General features: G+C 65.0%; 16 protein-coding genes and 2 tRNA genes. 5 read left to right on the top strand and 13 right to left on the bottom strand.

Features of this window, described 5'->3' with window-relative positions:
- The first annotated feature begins 5 nt into the window (after nt 1-5).
- Together siaC and siaD are read left to right on the top strand one after the other, a co-directional pair.
- Nucleotides 6-395 (top strand): biofilm regulation phosphoprotein SiaC, encoded by a 390-nt coding sequence (gene siaC / locus G7A98_RS05010; RefSeq protein ID WP_163648389.1) that lies wholly within the window; start codon nt 6-8, stop codon nt 393-395.
- Nucleotides 392-1,180 carry a biofilm regulation diguanylate cyclase SiaD gene (gene siaD, locus G7A98_RS05005; protein ID WP_163648388.1) on the top strand — a complete coding sequence of 263 codons (789 nt, stop codon included), beginning with the start codon at nt 392-394 and terminating at the stop codon, nt 1,178-1,180. Before siaC ends, siaD begins: the two co-directional genes overlap by 4 nt.
- Before the next feature lie 77 nt (nt 1,181-1,257).
- On the opposite strand, the gene sucD is transcribed toward siaD, so the two are convergent.
- The 9 genes from sucD to sdhC form a co-directional block, all read right to left on the bottom strand.
- Complete coding sequence (gene sucD, locus G7A98_RS05000; RefSeq protein ID WP_163648387.1) at nt 1,258-2,130, bottom strand: succinate--CoA ligase subunit alpha; 873 nt, start codon at nt 2,128-2,130, stop codon at nt 1,258-1,260.
- A complete protein-coding gene (sucC, locus tag G7A98_RS04995; RefSeq protein WP_163648386.1) occupies nt 2,130-3,296 on the bottom strand; it encodes an ADP-forming succinate--CoA ligase subunit beta in 1,167 nt (388 codons plus the stop codon). The genes sucD and sucC overlap by 1 nt, the downstream gene beginning before the upstream one ends.
- A gap of 141 nt (nt 3,297-3,437) precedes the next feature.
- Nucleotides 3,438-4,877, bottom strand: coding sequence for a dihydrolipoyl dehydrogenase (lpdA, locus tag G7A98_RS04990; protein ID WP_163648385.1), 1,440 nt, complete (start codon nt 4,875-4,877; stop codon nt 3,438-3,440).
- A gap of 38 nt (nt 4,878-4,915) precedes the next feature.
- Nucleotides 4,916-6,481, bottom strand: coding sequence for a 2-oxoglutarate dehydrogenase complex dihydrolipoyllysine-residue succinyltransferase (odhB, locus tag G7A98_RS04985; protein WP_163648384.1), 1,566 nt, complete (start codon nt 6,479-6,481; stop codon nt 4,916-4,918).
- Between the two features lie 41 nt (nt 6,482-6,522).
- A complete protein-coding gene (locus G7A98_RS04980) occupies nt 6,523-9,357 on the bottom strand; it encodes a 2-oxoglutarate dehydrogenase E1 component (protein ID WP_163648383.1) in 2,835 nt (944 codons plus the stop codon).
- A 266-nt stretch (nt 9,358-9,623) separates the two neighbouring features.
- On the bottom strand, nt 9,624-10,334 hold the full coding sequence (locus G7A98_RS04975) for a succinate dehydrogenase iron-sulfur subunit (protein WP_163648382.1): 711 nt from the start codon (nt 10,332-10,334) through the stop codon (nt 9,624-9,626).
- A gap of 11 nt (nt 10,335-10,345) precedes the next feature.
- A complete protein-coding gene (gene sdhA, locus G7A98_RS04970) occupies nt 10,346-12,118 on the bottom strand; it encodes a succinate dehydrogenase flavoprotein subunit (protein WP_163648381.1) in 1,773 nt (590 codons plus the stop codon).
- Between the two features lie 3 nt (nt 12,119-12,121).
- Nucleotides 12,122-12,469 carry a succinate dehydrogenase, hydrophobic membrane anchor protein gene (gene sdhD, locus G7A98_RS04965; RefSeq protein ID WP_163648380.1) on the bottom strand — a complete coding sequence of 116 codons (348 nt, stop codon included), beginning with the start codon at nt 12,467-12,469 and terminating at the stop codon, nt 12,122-12,124.
- Complete coding sequence (sdhC, locus tag G7A98_RS04960; protein WP_163648379.1) at nt 12,463-12,840, bottom strand: succinate dehydrogenase, cytochrome b556 subunit; 378 nt, start codon at nt 12,838-12,840, stop codon at nt 12,463-12,465. The genes sdhD and sdhC overlap by 7 nt, the downstream gene beginning before the upstream one ends.
- A gap of 411 nt (nt 12,841-13,251) precedes the next feature.
- On the opposite strand from sdhC, the gene gltA reads away from it, so the two are divergent.
- Together gltA and G7A98_RS16800 are read left to right on the top strand one after the other, a co-directional pair.
- The gene (gene gltA / locus G7A98_RS04955) at nt 13,252-14,541 is read left to right on the top strand and encodes a citrate synthase (protein ID WP_163648378.1); all 1,290 of its coding nucleotides are present in this window, start codon (nt 13,252-13,254) and stop codon (nt 14,539-14,541) included.
- A 231-nt stretch (nt 14,542-14,772) separates the two neighbouring features.
- Nucleotides 14,773-14,904: a hypothetical protein gene (locus tag G7A98_RS16800; RefSeq protein ID WP_263479124.1), complete on the top strand. Its 132-nt coding sequence runs from the start codon at nt 14,773-14,775 to the stop codon at nt 14,902-14,904.
- A gap of 363 nt (nt 14,905-15,267) precedes the next feature.
- Here the strand turns inward: G7A98_RS16800 and G7A98_RS04950 are convergent.
- The 3 genes from G7A98_RS04950 to gltX form a co-directional block, all read right to left on the bottom strand.
- Nucleotides 15,268-15,343 (bottom strand) — tRNA-Glu (locus tag G7A98_RS04950).
- Between the two features lie 38 nt (nt 15,344-15,381).
- A tRNA-Ala gene (locus G7A98_RS04945) sits at nt 15,382-15,457 on the bottom strand.
- A gap of 128 nt (nt 15,458-15,585) precedes the next feature.
- Complete coding sequence (gene gltX, locus G7A98_RS04940) at nt 15,586-17,067, bottom strand: glutamate--tRNA ligase (RefSeq protein ID WP_163648377.1); 1,482 nt, start codon at nt 17,065-17,067, stop codon at nt 15,586-15,588.
- 103 nt (nt 17,068-17,170) lie between these two features.
- On the opposite strand from gltX, the gene G7A98_RS04935 reads away from it, so the two are divergent.
- Nucleotides 17,171-17,911 carry an SDR family NAD(P)-dependent oxidoreductase gene (locus tag G7A98_RS04935; protein ID WP_163648376.1) on the top strand — a complete coding sequence of 247 codons (741 nt, stop codon included), beginning with the start codon at nt 17,171-17,173 and terminating at the stop codon, nt 17,909-17,911.
- 4 nt (nt 17,912-17,915) lie between these two features.
- Here the strand turns inward: G7A98_RS04935 and G7A98_RS04930 are convergent, their stop codons facing one another.
- Nucleotides 17,916-18,812 carry a LysR family transcriptional regulator gene (locus tag G7A98_RS04930; protein WP_163648375.1) on the bottom strand — a complete coding sequence of 299 codons (897 nt, stop codon included), beginning with the start codon at nt 18,810-18,812 and terminating at the stop codon, nt 17,916-17,918.
- Nucleotides 18,813-19,019 lie beyond the last annotated feature (207 nt).

Here is a 19,019-nt window from a genome sequence, read left to right as displayed (position 1 = left end):
AGCCCATGCACAATGATCTGAACATCGCCGGCAGCCAGTCGACCCCCGCCATCCAGAGCGACTGGGCGGCCGGCCGCCTGGCCATGCAAGGCGATTCCTATCCGGAAAACTCCTATGAGCTCTTCGGTCAGGTCATCGACTGGGTCGAAGCCTATCTTGCCCGGGGCGCGGCTCCCCTGCGCCTGGAGCTGGCGCTGGTCTATCTCAATACCAGTTCGGTCAAGGCGATGATGGACATCTTCGACCGGCTCGAGGAGGCCCACGAGGCCGGTCGCGAGGTCGCCGTCGACTGGCGCTACGATCCGCGCAATGAACGCATCGCCGAGCTCGCCGAGGAGTTTCGCGAGGATTGCAGCTTTCCCTTCGTGATCGCTCCGGCCCGGGACTCGGCATGATGACCGGCGACAGCGACCTGATGGCCCGGATCGAGGCGCTGCTCGCCACCGAGTCCTATCGCGAGCACCCGCTCTATCCGGCTCTGGAGGAGCTCCATCGGCGCCACCAGGGGCAGCAGAGACGACTCGATCGCATGCTGTCGATCGCCGATGGCTACCAGCAGTTCACTCACGACGAGATGCGCGAGCGCCAGCAGCAGTACGAACGCCAGCTGCGCCGGGAGCGCAAGCTGTCGCGCATCTCGGATCGCTATCAGGAGCTGATGCGCGAGCACAATCGCGAACTGCACACCGCCTCGACCCACGACCCGCTCACCGGACTGGCCAATCGTCGCAAGCTCACCGAGCAACTCGGGCTGGCCACGCAGCGCTGTCGCCAGGAAGGCCGGGCCTCCTGCGTGGCGATGCTCGATGTCGATCACTTCAAGCGCATCAACGATCGTCACGGCCACGCGATCGGCGACCGGATCCTGGCCGAGATGGCAGCGGTCATGCGTCGGACACTGCGGGTCAGCGACCTCTGCGGACGCTGGGGAGGCGAGGAGTTCCTGCTGCTGCTGTGCGACTGCACGCTCGATCAGGCCCGCCCGCTCATCGAACGGCTCCTGTCGCAGTTGCGCGACCTGGCGGTGCCGGCCGACGATGTCAGCGTCACGGTGACGGTGAGTGCGGGCATCGCCGAGTTCCAGCCAGCGGAAACCGAACTGGACACCGTCAATCGCGCCGACCGGGCGCTGCTGCAAGCCAAGCGCGACGGCCGCGACCGCTATCGGCTGGCCGAGTGAACCCGGCGCCGGACCAGAAACGAACAGGGGCACCCGAAGGTGCCCCTGTGCAGTCGAGCAAGGCCCGAAAGGCAGGCTTACCAGCCGGTCACTTCCTTCAGCGCGTCGCCGATCTGGGCGAGCGAGCGCACGGTCTTGACGCCCGCGGCTTCCAGCGCCGAGAACTTCTCGTCCGCGGTGCCCTTGCCGCCGGCGATGATGGCGCCGGCATGGCCCATGCGCTTGCCCGGAGGCGCGGTGACACCGGCGATGTAGGACACGACCGGCTTGGAGACGTGCTCCTTGATGTAGGCCGCGGCTTCTTCCTCGGCGGTACCGCCGATCTCGCCGATCATCACGATCGCCTCGGTCTGCGGGTCCTTCTCGAACTGCTCGAGGATGTCGATGAAGGTCGAGCCCGGGATCGGGTCGCCGCCGATGCCCACGCAGGTGGACTGGCCGAAGCCGTGGTCGGTGGTCTGCTTGACCGCTTCGTAGGTCAGGGTGCCGGAGCGCGACACGATGCCGACCTTGCCCGGCTTGTGGATGTGGCCCGGCATGATGCCGATCTTGCTCTCGCCCGGAGTGATCACGCCCGGGCAGTTCGGGCCGATCAGGCGCACGCCCAGCTCGTCGCACTTGACCTTGACGTCGAGCATGTCGAGGGTCGGGATGCCCTCGGTGATGCACACGATCAGCTTGATGCCGGCGTTGGCGGCTTCAAGGATCGAGTCCTTGCAGAACGGAGCCGGCACGTAGATCACGCTGGCCTCGGCGCCGGTCTGCTTGACCGCTTCCTTGACGGTGTTGAACACCGGCAGACCCAGGTGCTCCTGGCCGCCCTTGCCCGGGGTCACGCCGCCGACCATCTGGGTGCCGTAGGCGATCGCCTGTTCGGAGTGGAAGGTCCCCTGGCCACCGGTGAAGCCCTGGCAGATGACCTTGGTGTTCTTGTCGATCAGGATACTCATTACTTGCCCTCCGCTGCTTTGACGACCTGCTGGGCCGCATCGGTCAGGCTGGTAGCAGCGATGATGTTCAGACCACTGGACGCCAGCTTCTCGGCCCCCAGCTCGGCATTGTTACCTTCCAGGCGCACCACGACCGGCACGTTGACACCGACCTGCTCGACGGCACCGATGATGCCCTCGGCGATCATGTCGCAGCGCACGATGCCGCCGAAGATGTTGACCAGCACGGCCTTCACGGAGTCATCGGAGAGGATGATCTTGAAGGCTTCGGCCACGCGCTCCTTGGTGGCGCCGCCGCCGACGTCCAGGAAGTTGGCCGGCTGGCCGCCGTTGAGCTTGATGATGTCCATGGTGCCCATGGCCAGACCGGCACCGTTGACCATGCAGCCGATGTTGCCTTCCAGGGCCACGTAGTTCAGGTCCCAGGCCGCGGCCTCGGCCTCGCGGGAATCCTCCTGGGAGGGGTCGCGCATCGCCTGCAGGTCCGGGTGGCGGTACAGGGCGTTGCCGTCCAGATTGACCTTGGCGTCGAGGCAGTGCAGGTTGCCTTCGTCGGTGATCACCAGCGGGTTGATCTCGAGCAGCGCCAGGTCCTTGTCGTGGAACAGCTTGGACAGGCCCAGGAAGATCTTGGTGAACTGCTTGACCTGGGCGCCCTCGAGGCCCAGCTGGAAGGCCAGCTCACGTGCCTGGTACGGCTGCGCGCCGACCAGCGGATCGATCTCGGCCTTGAGGATCTTCTCGGGGGTCTCCTCGGCGACCTTCTCGATCTCGACACCCCCCTCGGTGGACGCCATGAACACCACGCGGCGCGTGCCGCGATCGACCACGGCACCCAGGTACAGCTCGTTGGCGATGTCGGTGCAGTTCTCGACCAGGATCTTGGCGACCGGCTGGCCCTTCTCGTCGGTCTGGAAGGTCACCAGGTTCTTGCCCAGCCACTGCTCGGCGAAGGCCTTGGCCTCGTCCGGGCTCTCGACCAGCTTGACGCCGCCGGCCTTGCCGCGGCCACCGGCATGGACCTGGGCCTTGACGACCCACTTGTCGCCACCGATCTTCTTGCAGGCCTCGGCGGCTTCCTCGGGGGTGTCCACGGCAAAGCCCTTGGACACCGGCAGACCATAGTCGGCAAACAGCTGTTTGCTCTGATATTCGTGAAGGTTCATCGTGTCATGCCATTGGTTGCATGTGACTCGAACGATGACGCGGCGCCGGGCTGACAGCTCGCCCCGGCCCGCATCACCCCTGTTCGCCCGCATGCGGGCGAAGCGCCCTCGAGCGAGGGCGCGGGTTTACAGCGACGATCGTTACTTGCGCTTCTTGCGGTTGGCCACGTGGATGGCATGGCCTTCCACCGCCAGCGCCGCCTCGTGGACCGCCTCGGAAAGCGTCGGGTGCGCGAAGCAGGTCAGCGCCAGGTCCTCGGCGCTGGAGCCGAATTCCATGGCGATCACGCCCTGGGCGATCAGCTCGCCGGCATGCTGACCGACGATGTGCACGCCCAGCACGCGGTCGGTCTCGGCATCGGCGATGATCTTGGCCGAGCCTTCGGTGGCGTTGTTGGCCATCGCCCGGCCGCTGGCCGCGAACGGGAAGCTGCCGGTCTTGACCTCGATGCCCTCGGCCTTGGCCTGCTGCTCGGTCATGCCCACCCAGGCGACTTCCGGGGCGGTGTAGATGACGCAGGGGATGGCGTCGTAGTTCATCTCCGCCTTGTGGCCGGCGATGATGTCGGCCACCATCACGCCCTCCTCGGAGGCCTTGTGCGCCAGCATCTGGCCACGCACCGCGTCGCCGATCGCGTAGACGCCCGGCACGCTGGTCCGGCAATGGTCGTCGACGAAGATGAAGCCGCGCTCGTCGAGCGTGACACCGCTGTCGTCATCCAGCACACCCTGGGTGTAGGGGCGACGACCGACACAGACGATGACCTTGTCGAACGTCTGCTCCTGATCGCCCTCGCTGTCGGTGTACTTGACGACGACTTCCTCGCCCTTGACCTCGGTACCGGTCACGCGGGCGCCCATCTTGATGTCCAGGCCCTGCTTCTTGAGCAGCTTCTGGGTTTCCTTGGCGATGCTCTGGTCGACCATCGGCAGGAAGGTGTCCATCGCCTCGAGCATGGTCACGTCACTGCCCAGGCGGTTCCACACGCTGCCCAGCTCGAGACCGATGACGCCGGCACCGATGACGCCCAGTCGCTTGGGCGCCTCCTGGAACTCCAGCGCGCCGGTGGAATCGACGATCAGCCCCTCGGTCAGCGGCGCCGGCGGAATCTCGACCGGCACCGAGCCGGTGGCGATGACGATGTTGTCCGCCTCGTAGGTGGCCTTTTCACCGTCGTTGCCGGTCACCTCGACCTTGCTGTTGGAAAGTACCTTGCCGGTCCCCTCCAGGGCGGTGACGCCGTTGGCCTTGAACAGCCCGGAAATGCCACCGGTCAGGTTGGTGACGATCTTGTCCTTGCGGGCCATCATCTTCTTGACGTCCATCTTGACGTCACCGGTCTCGATGCCCAGATCGCCGAAGTCGTGCTGGGCCTCGACGAACTTGTGCGAGGCTTCCAGCAGCGCCTTGGACGGGATGCACCCGACGTTCAGGCAGGTGCCGCCGTGCACGGTCTTGCCTTCCTTGTTGACCCACTTCTCGACACACGCGGTCTTCAGGCCCAGCTGGGCGGCACGGATGGCGGACACGTAGCCCCCGGGGCCCGCGCCAATGACGATCACATCGTATTTATCGGCCATGAATCTATCCTGTTCGATCTAGTTGGCTTGGCGGCGAATCAAACGTCCAGCAGCAGGCGTGCCGGATCCTCGAGCAGCTCCTTGATCGTGACCAGGAACTGCACCGCATCCTTGCCGTCGATCATGCGGTGATCGTAGGACACGGCCAGGTACATCATCGGCCGGATCTCGACCTTGCCGTTGACCGCCATGGGGCGCTCCTGGATCTTGTGCATGCCCAGGATCGCGGTCTGCGGCGGATTGAGGATCGGCGTCGACATCAGCGAACCGAAGATGCCGCCGTTGGTGATGGTGAAGGTACCGCCCTGCATCTCGTCGATGCCCAGCTTGCCGTCACGGGCCCGCTTGCCGAAGTCGACGATAGTCTTCTCGACGTCCGCCAGCTTCATGCTGTCGGTATCGCGCAGCACCGGCACGACCAGGCCGCGGTCGGTGGACACGGCCACGCCGATGTCCTGGTAGCCATGGTAGACGATGTCGGTACCGTCGATGGAGGCGTTGACATCGGGGAAGCGCTTGAGCGCCTCGGTGGCCGCCTTGACGAAGAAGCCCATGAAGCCCAGCTTGGTGTCGTGAGCCTTCTGGAAGGTCTCCTTGTACTGGGCACGCAGTGCCATCACCGCACTCATGTCCACCTCGTTGTAGGTGGTGAGCATGGCGGCGGTCTGCTGGGCCTGGACCAGGCGCTTGGCGATGGTCTGTCGCAGGCGGCTCATCGGCACGCGCTTCTCGGGGCGCTCGCCCTCGACGGCCGGGGCCGGTGCGGCGGCGGCCTTGGCAACGCTGCCCTGCGCGGCCGGGGCAGCGGACTTCTTCGCCGAGCCGGCCTTGATGGCCTTCTGGACGTCTTCCTTGAGGACGCGGCCGCCCTTGCCGGTCCCCTCGATCTTGCTGACGTCGAGGTCGTTCTCGGCCACCAGCTTGCGCGCGGCCGGGGCGAGGATCTTGTCGCCGACCTTCTCGTCGCCGGCGGACTCGCTGGACTCGCTGCCGCTGGACTCGCTCGCCCCGCCGGCGTCACCACCGGCACCCTCGGCGAACACGGCCAGCAGCTGCTCGGAGGTGACCTGCTCGCCCTCCTCGGCCTTGATCTCGACCAGCGCGCCGTCGGCCGGCGCTACGACCTCGAGGACGACCTTGTCGGTCTCGATGTCCGCCAGCACGTCATCGCGCTTGGCCGCTTCGCCGACCTTCTTGTGCCAGGTCGCCACGGTACCTTCCTGCACGGATTCGGGGAAGGACGGTGCCTTGACCTCATGCTGCTTGCCGGACGCGGACGGCGCCTCGGCCTTGGCTGCCTGATCCTTCTCGGCCGGCTGGGCGTCGTCGCTCTTGGCCGCCGTCTTCTCCTGACCGGCCGCGGCGTCGGCCGCCCCCAGCATGCCCAGCACCTGCTCGGATTCGCAGGTCTCGCCTTCCTCGACCTTGATGTCCGACAGCGTGCCCGCCTCCGGCGCCACGACCTCGAGGACGACCTTGTCGGTCTCGATCTCGACGATCAGCTCGTCGCGCTCGACGCTATCGCCGGGCTTCTTGTGCCAGGCGGCAACCGTCCCCTCGGCGACGGATTCCGGAAAACTGGGCGCTTTGATCTCGGTAGCCATTTCGTTTCCTTAGTGTGTTCTCTCTCGTCGGTCGCGACGCCTCAGGCGTTGAAGGCGTCATCCACCAGTTGGCGCTGCTGTTCCACGTGCACGGACATGTAGCCGGCGGCCGGTGCAGCCGATGCGGGACGACCGGCAAACTTGAGGCCGCGACCCAGGCCGTCCACCAGCATGTCGGCCACGACACGCATGTGGTGCTGACTCTGGTACCAGGCCCCCTGGTTGAGCGGCTCCTCCTGACACCACACCACCTGCTCGAGGTTGGTGAAGGCCTTGAGGGCCTCGTAGAGCTCTTCCTTGGGGAAGGGATAAAGCTGCTCGACGCGCACGATGGCCGTGTCGTCGCGCTCGTTCTCGGTCCGGTAGGCGGCGAGATCGTAGTAGACCTTGCCGGCACACAGCACCACGCGCTTGACCTTCTCGGGGTCCAGCTTGCCCTGATCCGGCAGCACCATGTTGAAGCCGCCGTTGGCCAGCTCGTCCAGGCTCGAGGTCGCCTCCTTGTGACGCAGCAGGCTCTTCGGTGACATGATCACCAGCGGCTTGCGCAGCGGGCGAATCACCTGGCGGCGCAGCAGATGGAAGATCTGGGCGGGCGTGGTCGGCACGCAGACCTGCATGTTGTGCTCGGCGCACAGCTGCAGGAAGCGTTCGAGCCGCGCCGAGGAGTGCTCCGGCCCCTGGCCTTCATAGCCGTGCGGCAGCAGCAGGGTCAGCCCGCACAGCCGGCCCCACTTGGACTCGCCCGAGGAGATGAACTGGTCGACCACCACCTGGGCGCCGTTGAAGAAGTCGCCGAACTGCGCTTCCCAGATGATCAGCGCATTGGGCATGGTGGTGGCGTAGCCGTACTCGAACGCCAGCACCGCTTCCTCGGACAGGAAGGAGTCGTGGATGGTGAAGCGCGGCTGGCCGTCGCGGATATGCTCGAGCGGGACGTAGGTGCTGCCGTCCTTCTGGTTGTGCACCACCGCATGGCGGTGCGAGAAGGTACCGCGCCCGGAGTCCTGGCCGGTCAGGCGGATCGGGTGCCCCTGATCGAGCAGGGTGGCGTAGGCCAGCGTCTCGGCGAAGCCCCAGTTGAGCGCCATGCCGCCGGCGAGCATCTTGCGTCGATCCTCGTAGATCTTGCTGACCTGGCGCTGGACCTGGACCCCGTCGGGAATCTCGCACATCCGCGCGGCCAGCTGCTGCATGCGCTTCATGTCGAAGGAGGTATCCGCGGCCCCGGTCCACTCGTGGCCCAGGTAGGGCGACCAGTCGACGAACAGCTCGGTGTTGGGCTCCTTGACCAGGGCATTGGCCACATGGTTGCCGGCCGCCAGATCGTTGCGGTAGGTCTCGACGCGCTCCTTGGCCTGCTCCTCGCTGATCAGCCCTTCCGCGATCAGGCGCTCGGCGTACAGGGCGCGCGAGGTCTTATGCGACTTGATCTTCTGGTACATCATCGGCTGGGTGCCGGACGGCTCGTCGGCCTCGTTGTGGCCCCGGCGCCGGTAGCAGACCAGGTCGATGACGACGTCCTTGTGGAACTGCTGACGATAGTCGAGCGCCACTTGGGCGGCGTGGATCACCGCGTCGGCGTCATCGCCGTTGACGTGGAAGATCGGCGCCTGAACCATCTTGGCGATGTCGGTGCAGTACTCGGTGGAGCGCGTGTCCTGCGGGTTCGAGGTGGTGAAGCCGACCTGGTTGTTGATCACGATGTGCAGCGTGCCGCCGGTCCGGTAACCGCGGGTCTGCGACATCTGGAAGGTTTCCATGACCACGCCCTGCCCGGCAAAGGCGGCATCGCCGTGGACGTTGATCGGCAGCACCTTGTCGCCCTTGGTATCCTCGCGCCGATCCTGGCGGGCCCGCACGGAGCCTTCCACCACCGGCGAGACGATCTCCAGGTGCGACGGGTTGAAGGCCAGTGCCAGGTGCACCTCGCCGCCCGGCGTCATGACGTTGGAGCTGAAGCCCTGGTGGTACTTGACGTCGCCCGAGCCCTTCTCGATCACCTTCTTGCCGTCGAACTCGTCGATCAGCTCGGACGGGCTCTTGCCGAGGATGTTGACCAGCAGGTTGAGGCGGCCGCGGTGGGCCATGCCGATGACCACTTCCTTGGTGCCGTAGCCGCCGGAGCGCTGGATGAGCTCGTCCATCATCGGGATGAAGGTCTCGCCGCCCTCCAGGCCGAAGCGCTTGGTGCCCGGATACTTGGACGCCAGATAGCTTTCGAGCCCTTCCGCCGCGGTCAGGCGCTCCAGCACGTGACGGCGCACCTCGTCGCTGAAGCGGGGCGCGGAGCGTACCGATTCGAAGCGTTGCTGCAGCCAGCGCTTCTCCTCGGTATCCACGATGTGCATGAACTCGCAGCCGATGCTCCGGCAGTAGGTCTGCTCCAGGGCCTCGACGATCTCCTTGAGCGGCGCCTTGTCCTTGCCCAGGAACAGCGAGCCGGTCTGGAACTCGGTGTCCATGTCCGCCCGGGACAGCTGGTGGAAGGCCAGGTCGAGGTCGGGAACCGGGGTCGGATTGCGCAGATCGAGCGGATCGATGTCGGCCTTCTGGTGGCCGCGGAAACGATAGGCATTGATCAGCTGAAGGACCTTGACCTGCTTCTTGCTCTCGCCGCTTTCGGTGGCCGGAGCGGCGGCACCGTTGCGGCGCTGCTGGGCCAGCTGATAGAACTGATCGCGAATCGGGCTGAGGGGAATATCGTGAGAGGGGCTGCCTTCCGGACGGGGTAACGTGTCGAAGTAGTTACGCCATTCGTCCGGGACCGCGTTGGGATCGACGAGGTACTGCTCGTATAGCGCTTCCACATAGTGAGCGTTGCCGCCGCTCACATGGGAGGTGCGCCACATCAACTCCATTATGCCTTCTTGCATCTTTCGGTCACCCTGCACTGATGGGGTGGTGTCGGCGCCGGAGTTGCGCTTGGGCTCCGGCGTCACTCTTTGCTCTAACGAGAGCGAGACTTGCACTGACTGGACCCGCTCTGCGCGAACGAGTGTCGTCCAAGAGTTTCGGCGGCTTTGATCGTCAAGAGCCGGTGCCCCTGACACCGGCTCTTGACGCCTGGACCGGCCCCGACCCGCGACACAATGCCGCGCCCGGGAACAGGGGGTAATGATAACAAGCCATGAACCCCGGTTTAAGTGGCGTTCGCCAGCAAAAGCTCGCGAATCTTGCCGATCGCGCGGGTGGGGTTCAGCCCCTTGGGACACACCGCCACGCAGTTCATGATGCCGCGGCAACGGAACACGCTGAACGGATCCTCGAGCTCGGAGAGACGCTCGCGGGTCGCGGTATCACGGGAGTCCGCCAGGAAGCGGTAGGCCTGCAGCAGGCCGGCCGGACCGACGAACTTGTCCGGGTTCCACCAGAACGACGGGCAGGAGGTCGAGCAGCAGGCACACAGGATGCACTCGTAGAGACCGTCGAGCTTGTCGCGATCCTCCGGTGACTGCAGACGCTCGATCGCCGGCGGAGTCTCATCGTTCTGCAGGTACGGCTGGATGCGCTCGTACTGCTTGTAGAAGATCCCCATGTCGACGACCAGGTCACGAATCACCGGCAGCCCCGGCAGCGGGCGCAGCACCAGCTTGTCGTTCTTGACCACATCCGACAGCGCGGTGATGCAGGCCAGGCCGTTGGTGCCGTTCATGTTCATCCCGTCGGACCCGCAGACGCCCTCGCGACAGCTGCGCCGATAGGCCATCGAGCTGTCCTGCTGCTTGATCATCTCGAGAACGTTCAGGACCATCAGGTTGCGGCCCTGAGTGTCCACCTGGAACTCCTGCATGTACGGCGCGGAGTCGGTTTCCGGGTTGTAGCGGTATATGGATACCTGAAGCATGGACATCGGAGCTCCCCTTAGTAAGTCCGGACTTTCGGCTCGAAGGTGTCGAGGGTCTTGGGCTGGAAGTTCACGTCACGCTTGCCCAGCTTCTTCTCGACCGGGAAGTACATGGAGTGCTTCAGCCAGTTGACGTCGTCGCGGTCCGGGTAGTCGTAGCGGGAATGCGCACCGCGGCTCTCCTTGCGCTCCAGCGCCGAGATGGCGGTCGCCTCGGCCACCTCGAGCAGGTTGTCGAGCTCCAGCGCCTCGATGCGGGCGGTGTTGAAGGCGTTGGACTTGTCGCCCAGGTGGGCATTGGCGATGCGCTCGCGCAGCTCGGCCACCTTCTTGACGCCCTCCTGCATGTGGTCTTCCTGGCGGAACACGCCGAACGACGTCTGCATGGTTTCCTGCAGCTCGGCGCGCAGCTCCGGCACCGATTCGCCGCCGCTCGACTCGTTCCAGCGATTCAGACGCGACAGCGCCTGCTCGACGTCGGCCTCGGCCGCATCCAGATACTCGACCCCTTCGTTCAGGGCGCTCTCGATGAACATGCCGGCGGCACGACCGAACACCACCAGGTCGAGCAGCGAGTTGCCGCCCAGGCGGTTGGCGCCGTGGACCGAGACGCAGGCCGCTTCGCCGCAGGCGAACAGGCCGTTGACGACGCTGTCGTTGCCGTCGCCGTCCTGGACAATCACCTGGCCGTTCACGTTGGTCGCCAGGCCGCCCATCATGTAGTGGCAGGTCGGCACGACCGGGATCGGCTCCTTGACCGGATCGACATGCGCAAAGGTCTTGGCCAGCTCGACGATACCCGGCAGGCGCTTGCTGAGGACCTCCTCGCCCAGATGGTCGAGCTTGAGCAGCACGTGATCGCCGTTCTCGCCGCAGCCGCGGCCCTCGAGGATTTCCATGACCATGGAGCGGGCGACCACGTCGCGACCGGCCAGGTCCTTGGCGTTCGGCGCATAGCGCTCCATGAAGCGCTCGCCGTCCTTGTTGATCAGGTAGCCACCCTCGCCGCGACAGCCTTCGGTCACCAGCACGCCGGCGCCGTAGATACCGGTCGGGTGGAACTGCCACATCTCCATGTCCTGCACGGAGAAGCCGGCGCGCAGGGCCATGCCGATACCGTCGCCGGTATTGATCAGGGCGTTGGTGGTGGAAGAATAGATACGGCCGGAACCGCCGGTCGCCAGCACGGTGGCCTTGGACTTGATGTGCACCACTTCACCGGTCTCGATGCACAGGGCGATACAGCCGACCACGTCGCCGCTGGCGTTCTTGACCAGATCCACCGCGTACCACTCGTTGAGGAACACGGTGTTGTTCTTCAGGTTGTTCTGGTACAGCGTGTGCAGCAGGGCATGACCGGTACGGTCGGCCGCGGCACAGGTGCGGGCCGCCTGGCCGCCCTTGCCGAAATCCTTGGACTGGCCGCCGAACGGGCGCTGGTAGATGCGGCCGTTGTCGAAGCGCGAGAACGGCAGGCCCATGTGCTCGAGCTCGAAGACCGCCTTCGGCCCCTCGGAGCACATGTACTCGGCGGCGTCCTGATCGGTGATGTAGTCACCGCCCTTGACGGTGTCGTACATGTGCCAGCGCCAGTCGTCGTTGGGGTCCGCGGAGGCGATGGCACAGGTGATGCCGCCCTGGGCGGACACCGTGTGCGAACGGGTCGGGAAGACCTTGGTGATCACCGCGGTCTTCTTGCCGGACTTGGCCAGCTCGAGGGCGGCACGCAGGCCGGAACCACCACCGCCGATGATGATGGCGTCGAACGTCAGGCTACGCAGATTGGACATGGATCAGGCTCCCCACAAGACTTGTACGCCCCACACCAGAAAGATGAAGATGGCGAGGATGATGGCGATTTGGACGGTGAAACGGACGCCGGTCGGCTTGATGTAGTCGGTGACCACGGTCCACAGCCCGATCCAGGCGTGAGCCGCCAGCGAGACGAAGGCCAGCAGGGAGAAGATGCGCATCCAGGTCTGCGCGAACAGGCCGTTCCAGGTGGTGTAGTCCAGGCCGGGATGGAACAGCAGATAGCCGACCATGAAGACCGCGTAAAGCGCCAGGATGACTGCCGAGACCCGCTGGATCAGCCAGTCCGACAGGCCGCTGCGACCGAAATTGGTGATATTGGTTACCATACCCAGACTCCTGCCAGTACGACGAGCACGGCGCTCGCCACCACGGTGACTTGCGACTTCTTGTAGGCGTTTTCGAGATCGACGCCATAGCCGGCATCCATCAGCAGGTGCTTGATGCCTGCGACGAAGTGATAGGCCAGCGCCGAGAGCAGGCCCCAGGCCACGAGCTTGGCCAGGAAGTTGTGCTCGAGGGCGCCCCGGACGGCCTCGAAGCCTTCAGGCGAAGACAGCGACGCGTCGAGTGCCCAGAAGACGAAGATCAGGCCAACGAACAGGATGACGCCGGTGATGCGGTGAGCAATGGAGGTCAGGGCTGGGAGTGGAAACGTTATCGTGGAAAGGTCGAGGTTTACGGGTCTTTTGCTATTCACGGCTCTCTACACACTCTCTTGGCCCGCTCCAGGATTCCGATAGGGCTCGGTCGAGCGGGCGGTGGTTTGAGGAAGAGCGATGGTTGGCCAAGTCAGGTGTACCAGTCACCGCTTCCCGCCAGTCGCGCGACAAAGATTATAGGGATTGGCCACTGGCATGACAAATCGTTACCGCCAAATCGCCGCCTTGGTGTTACCCTTGGTAACAAGGTAACCTTGCTGCCCGACAGCATGACGCCCGTCCCGAGCACGCCCAGTAGGCCGCCCCGGCCTGTGCTGCATCGCCGCATCGGCCACCATCGATCAATTGACAATACTCGGGACACTTCTATAGTGGGCGAACCTTTAGATGTCCGTTTGCTGGCGAGACAACGAGTTACGTTAGGTATTGGAAAAAAAGAGGAGGCCATCATGGCTGACAGGAAAGCGCAGTTGACAGTGGACGGGCTGGAGAAGCCCCTCGACCTACCGGTCTACTCGGGCACTGTCGGACCCGACGTCATCGATGTCCGTGGTCTTACCGCCGAAGGCCTCTTCACCTACGACCCGGGTTTCGTCGCCACCGCCGCCACCGAGTCCGCCATCACCTACATCGATGGCGCCAAGGGCATGCTGCTGCACCGCGGCTATCCCATCGACCAGCTGGCCCAGAATTCCAACCATGTGGAACTGTGCTACCTGCTGCTGTTCGGGGAGCTGCCCACCGAGAAGCAGTACAGCGACTTCGAGAAGACCATTCGCAATCACACGATGGTCCATGAACAGCTCGCCAACTTCTTCAAGGGCTTCCGGCGCGACGCCCACCCCATGGCCATCCTGTGCGGCGTGGTCGGCGGCCTGGCGGCCTTCTACCATGACAACCTGGACATCACCAAGGAGGACGAGCGCCTGGTCAGCGCCGTCCGCCTGATCGCCAAGATGCCCACGCTGGCGGCGATGTGTCACAAGTACAACATCGGCCAGCCCTTCAACTACCCTCGCAACGACCTCAGCTACGCCGAAAACTTCCTCTACATGATGTTCGGCAACCCCTGCGAGGAGTACAAGATCAACCCGGTGTTCGCCAAGGCCATGGATCGCATCTTCATGCTCCACGCCGACCACGAGCAGAACGCCTCGACCTCCACGGTCCGCCTGGCCGGCTCCACCGGCGCCAACCCGTTCGCCTGCATCAGTGCCGGCATCGCCGCGCTGTGGGGGCCGGCCCACGGCGGCGCCAACGAAGCCGTGCTCAACATGCTCGACGAGATCGGCGACGAGTCCGAGGAGAACATCCAGCGCTACGTCGACCGCGCCAAGGACAAGGACGACCCGTTCCGCCTGATGGGCTTCGGCCACCGCGTCTACCGCAACTTCGACCCGCGCGCCAAGGTCATGAAGGAGACCTGCGACGAGGTGCTGGGCGAACTCGGCCTGGCCGACGACCCCCAGCTGAAGATCGCCAAGCGTCTCGAGCAGATCGCCCTGGAGGACGAGTACTTCATCGAACGCAAGCTCTATCCCAATGTCGACTTCTACTCCGGCATCATCCTCAAGGCGATCGGCATCCCGACCAACATGTTCACGGTCATCTTCGCCGTTGCCCGCACCATCGGCTGGATCTCGCACTGGAACGAGATGATCAGCAACGGCTACCGCATCGGGCGTCCGCGCCAGCTCTATACCGGCTACGCCAAGCGCGACTACCCGACCGACAGGTAAGCAGGAACGCCCCGAGGCCGCCGCAAGGCGGCCTTTTTCGTTCCCGACTGCCCCATGATATTCCGGGTCCGGCCGCCATCCCGGCGAGCCTTTCCCACACGAGCCGGCCAATTCGCACCACCGCCTTGATCGGCCCGCCCCCCCCCGATGGCCGGCCATCCGGCCCGCACCGGCATCACGATGCGTGTCCACAACCGCCCCTCGAGACAGCTCGCCGCTGGACCGACGAGCATGGCGGCAGCTGAAACGACAGCCCGCCTCCCGGTGGCGGCGCTGGCGGAGCCGTTCTGCGGCGATGCCCGGGCCATGGACGAAGGCCGCCGGAGCACCGCCGTCCCGTTCAAGCACCTGCAGCACGACTGATCGAACAGGCCCGATCCCGCCGGATCGGGCCTGCCCGCCCTTTTCCACACATTCTGTGGACAACCCTGTTCATAAGCTTTCGAAAAGGTCGCGGAATCGCCATGACAAGCGGCCTGGCAACAAATCGGTCAATTTTTGACCAACTACAAGTTGTTGATTTAATTAATTTTTACGAAAGAGATGTGCGGAAGCACGAAACCTGCGCCGACTTGTGCACAAGCGGCCAGCCAGCGAACAGCCGTGGGGAAAAGTCAATACGCGAAGTGCCGCCAGCAGGCCCAGCAGGGTCGCGACGCAGTCGGCAAAGCTTGCTGCCGGTGAGGCAGTCAGGCAGAGATTGGGGAGGAAACAGCCGGGGAAAAGTGGCGTCCCATAGGGGGTTCGAACCCCTGTTACCGCCGTGAAAGGGCGGTGTCCTGGACCACTAGACGAATGGGACGCAGAGAAGCTTTCAAGCAGATTCACAACGTGCAAGCCTGGTGGAGCCTACCGGGATCGAACCGGTGACCTCGACACTGCCAGTGTCGCGCTCTCCCAGCTGAGCTAAGGCCCCGTATCGGCGTTGCCCGTGAGAACGAGGCGTATAGTACTGATTCCTGAGCCCTTCGTCAACGGCGAATTTCACGGGCCAAGGCGCGAGCCGGGGCATCCGCCCCGGCTCGCCCGAAGCCGCCCGTCCGGTCACAGATCCCGGTACTCCTTCTCGAAGCGCTTGGCCTGCTTCTTGGACACACCGCCCAGCACGGCGATGGCATGGCGCAGGCGCGCACGGGTCATGTCGGAGCCGAGAATCGCCATGGCATCCATCACCGAGGTCGAGGTCGCCGAGCCGGTGATGGCGACGAACACCGGGGCCAGAAAGGCCTTCATCTTGAGATCGAAGGCGCCGCTGAGCGACTTGATCTCGGCCAGCAGGCTTTCCTTTTCCCAACGGGTCACCCCTTCGAGCCGCCAGACCAGGAACTGCAGCAGCTTGAGCAGGGTTTCGCGCTCGAGCTTGATGTCGGCAAAGCTCTGCTCGTCGAGAGGCGGCACCCCGGCGAAGAAATGGCCGGCCAGCGGCGCCACGTCGGACAGCGTCTCGATACGCGGGCGCACCTGCGGCAGGATCTGACCGACATAGCGCTCGTTGAAGGCCCACTCGCGCAGCGCCGCCAGCAGCGCCGCGTCGTCGAGATCCTCGCGGATGTAGACGCCGTTGAGCCAGGTCAGCTTCTGCAGGTCGAAGACCGGGCCGCCCAGCGATACGCGCTGGATGTCGAAGTGCGCCATCATCTCGTCGAGCGTGAACTTCTCGCGATCGTCCGGCATCGACCAGCCCATGCGCCCCAGGTAGTTGGTCACCGCCTGCGGCAGGAAGCCCATCCGCCGATAGTAGTTGATCGACGTCGGGTTCTTGCGCTTGGAGAGCTTCGACTTGTCGGGATTGCGCAGCAGCGGCATGTGGCACAGCACCGGCATGTCCCAGCCGAAGTACTCGTAGAGCAGCTTGTGCTTGGGTGCCGAGTTGATCCATTCCTCGCCGCGCAGCACATGAGTGATGCCCATGAGGTGATCATCGACGACATTGGCCAGGTGATAGGTGGGCATGCCATCGGACTTGAGCAGGATCTGGGCATCGACCTGGGCCCAGTCCACCTCGATGTCGCCGCGCAGCATGTCATTGACGACACAGGTGCCTTCCGCCGGCACCTTCATGCGCACCACGTGGGGCCAGCCTTCCGCCTCGCGCCGACGCAGTTCGGCCTCGGGCAGGGCCAGATCCTCCGGCTTGAGCGCCAGATGCAGCCCCTGGGCCTTGCGCGTCTCGCGCAGTTCGTCGAGCTCCTCGCTGGTACGGTAACAGCGGAAGGCGTGTCCGGTCTCGATCAGCTGGCGGGCATACTCGGCGTAGATATCCCCGCGCTCGCTCTGGCGATAGGGACCGTGCGGCCCGCCCACGTCGGGCCCTTCATCCCAGTCGAGCCCCAGCCAGCGCAGGGAGTCGAGAATCATCTGCTCGGACTCCGCGGTCGAGCGCTGGCGATCGGTATCCTCGATGCGCAGAATGAACTGACCGCCGTGCTGACGGGCGAAGCAGAGATTGAACAACGCGATGTAGGCGGTGCCCACATGCGGGTCACCGGTCGGTGACGGCGCGATACGGGTACGTACAGTGGTCATGACGTGCGTCCATTGGCTTGCAGGATGGGCGGCATTATACGCACCCGGCGCGCCGTCATCAGCCGATGACCCGCTCCCCTCCTCCCTTTATCAGGAGACACCCATGCTGGAAGCCTTGCCGGATGACTTTACCGCGGTAGTGACCGGCGCCGGCGGAGGCATCGGCCGCGCCGTGCTGGATCACCTGCTGGCCAGCGATCGCCCCGGACGGGTACTGGCCGTCTCGCGCCACCCCATCGAGCACCGGGATCCGCGCCTGGAAGCCCTGACGCTGGACCTTGCCCGCCAGGCAGGCCGCGAAACGCTGGCCGGTCGCCTCGACGGTGCGCCCGTGCACCTGCTGTTCAACGCCATCGGCCTGCTGCACGACACCGCCCGGGGCGTGCAGCCCGAGAAGCGCCTCGAGGAGCTGGACGCCGACACGCTGGGCCACCTGTTCCACGTGAACGCGACGACACCGGCGCTGCTGCTCCAGGCACTGCATGGATCGCTCAAGGGGCGCCACCCGGTGATCGTCGCCAGCCTGTCGGCGCGGGTCGGCTCGATCGACGACAACCGGCTCGGCGGCTGGTATGGCTACCGGGCCAGCAAGGCCGCCCACAACATGCTGATGCGTACCGCCGCCATCGAGCTGGCCCGCTACAACCGACGCTCTCTCGTGCTCTGCCTTCACCCCGGCACGACCGACACCACGCTGTCGCGCCCCTTCCAGTCCCGGGTGCCCGAGGGCAAGCTGTTCACACCCGCCTTCGTCGCCGAACGCCTGTTCGCCGTCATCAACGCGCGCCGCCCCGAGGATACCGGCAGCTTCTGGGACTGGGCCGGCCAGCCCATCGCCTGGTAGGCGCCTACAGGACCAGGCGCTCGCGGAACCAGTCGGTGATGAAGTCCAGGTAGGCCCGCGTCTTGTCCGGCAGGTACTTGCGGGAACGGAACAGCACCAGCATGCTGCCGTGCTCGTTCCAGTAGGGCTGCAGCAGCGGTACCAGTTCGCCCTCGGCCACGGCGGACTGGGCGGCGAAGGTCGGCAGGTAGGCCAGCCCGAAGCCGGCCTTGGCCGCCTCGACCACCCCCAGCAGGTTGTTGATCACCAGCCGCGAATTGGGCTCGATGTCCAGCGGCTGGCCATTGAGCGAGAAGCGCCAGTGGGCACCCAGGTCATAGTTGCCGTAGAAGATGCTGTCGTGGGACTCGATATCCCGCGGGTGCTGCGGGCGCTCCGCCCGGGCCAGATAGTCGGGCGCCGCATAAAGCCCATAGACCACCTTGCACAACGGGCGCGAAACAAGGCTCGAGGCCGGCAGCGGGCCCATGCGGATCGTCAGGTCCACGGCGTCGTCGACCGGCTCGAAGCGCTGGTCCTCGAGCAGGATCTCCACGGCCACATCCGGATAGCGACGCATGAAGGCCGTGGTCGGCGGCGCCAGGTACATGAAACCGAAGCTGACCTGGGCACTCACCTTCAGCTGGCCGCGGGGGCGCGCCGTCACCGACTGGACCTGCGCCTCGGCGGCGGCCAGCTCCTCGCGGATTCGCAGGCCGTGTTCGTAGTAGATCTGGCCGGCCTCGGTCAGATGCAAGGAACGCGTGGAGCGATTCAGCAGGCTAACACCCAGCTCCTCTTCCAGCGCGGCGATACGCTTGGACGCCAGGGACTTGGAAACCCCCAGGCGACGTGCCGCGGCGGTGAAGCTGCCGGCACGCACGACTTCGACAAATACCTTGAGCGCATCCAGCGTGGCCAAGCCCGTTACCTCGCGATCCGGCGACAAGACGTCTTTGTTTCCATTATAGAAACACTGGATTTCAATTGTACCCACTTATTCCGCAAAGTACGACTGCCTATACTGGCGGCACTTCGACGGATAGCGCCGTTGAAGCCTTGTCTTCGCCCGCTGCGGCGTCGACGAAGCCTTCAGTGCATCATCTCTTGTGCGCCAGAGCCTGCTCGA

It is taken from the genome of Modicisalibacter sp. 'Wilcox' (assembly GCF_010993675.1).
Classification (GTDB): Bacteria; Pseudomonadota; Gammaproteobacteria; order Pseudomonadales; family Halomonadaceae; genus Modicisalibacter; species Modicisalibacter tunisiensis.
The sequence above is the reverse complement of the archived record's forward strand: the minus strand, read 5'-3'. Positions and strand labels throughout refer to the sequence as shown.

Bases quoted from the DNA above. Each gene is read 5' to 3' on its own strand.
- siaC (WP_163648389.1), top strand. From the start codon at position 6: ATGCACAATGATCTGAACATCGCCGGCAGCCAGTCGACCCCCGCCATC.
- siaD (WP_163648388.1), top strand. From the start codon at position 392: ATGATGACCGGCGACAGCGACCTGATGGCCCGGATCGAGGCGCTGCTC.
- sucD (WP_163648387.1), bottom strand. From the start codon at position 2,130: ATGAGTATCCTGATCGACAAGAACACCAAGGTCATCTGCCAGGGCTTC.
- sucC (WP_163648386.1), bottom strand. From the start codon at position 3,296: ATGAACCTTCACGAATATCAGAGCAAACAGCTGTTTGCCGACTATGGT.
- lpdA (WP_163648385.1), bottom strand. From the start codon at position 4,877: ATGGCCGATAAATACGATGTGATCGTCATTGGCGCGGGCCCCGGGGGC.
- odhB (WP_163648384.1), bottom strand. From the start codon at position 6,481: ATGGCTACCGAGATCAAAGCGCCCAGTTTTCCGGAATCCGTCGCCGAG.
- G7A98_RS04980 (WP_163648383.1), bottom strand. From the start codon at position 9,357: ATGCAAGAAGGCATAATGGAGTTGATGTGGCGCACCTCCCATGTGAGC.
- G7A98_RS04975 (WP_163648382.1), bottom strand. From the start codon at position 10,334: ATGTCCATGCTTCAGGTATCCATATACCGCTACAACCCGGAAACCGAC.
- sdhA (WP_163648381.1), bottom strand. From the start codon at position 12,118: ATGTCCAATCTGCGTAGCCTGACGTTCGACGCCATCATCATCGGCGGT.
- sdhD (WP_163648380.1), bottom strand. From the start codon at position 12,469: ATGGTAACCAATATCACCAATTTCGGTCGCAGCGGCCTGTCGGACTGG.
- gltA (WP_163648378.1), top strand. From the start codon at position 13,252: ATGGCTGACAGGAAAGCGCAGTTGACAGTGGACGGGCTGGAGAAGCCC.
- G7A98_RS16800 (WP_263479124.1), top strand. From the start codon at position 14,773: ATGGCGGCAGCTGAAACGACAGCCCGCCTCCCGGTGGCGGCGCTGGCG.
- gltX (WP_163648377.1), bottom strand. From the start codon at position 17,067: ATGACCACTGTACGTACCCGTATCGCGCCGTCACCGACCGGTGACCCG.
- G7A98_RS04935 (WP_163648376.1), top strand. From the start codon at position 17,171: ATGCTGGAAGCCTTGCCGGATGACTTTACCGCGGTAGTGACCGGCGCC.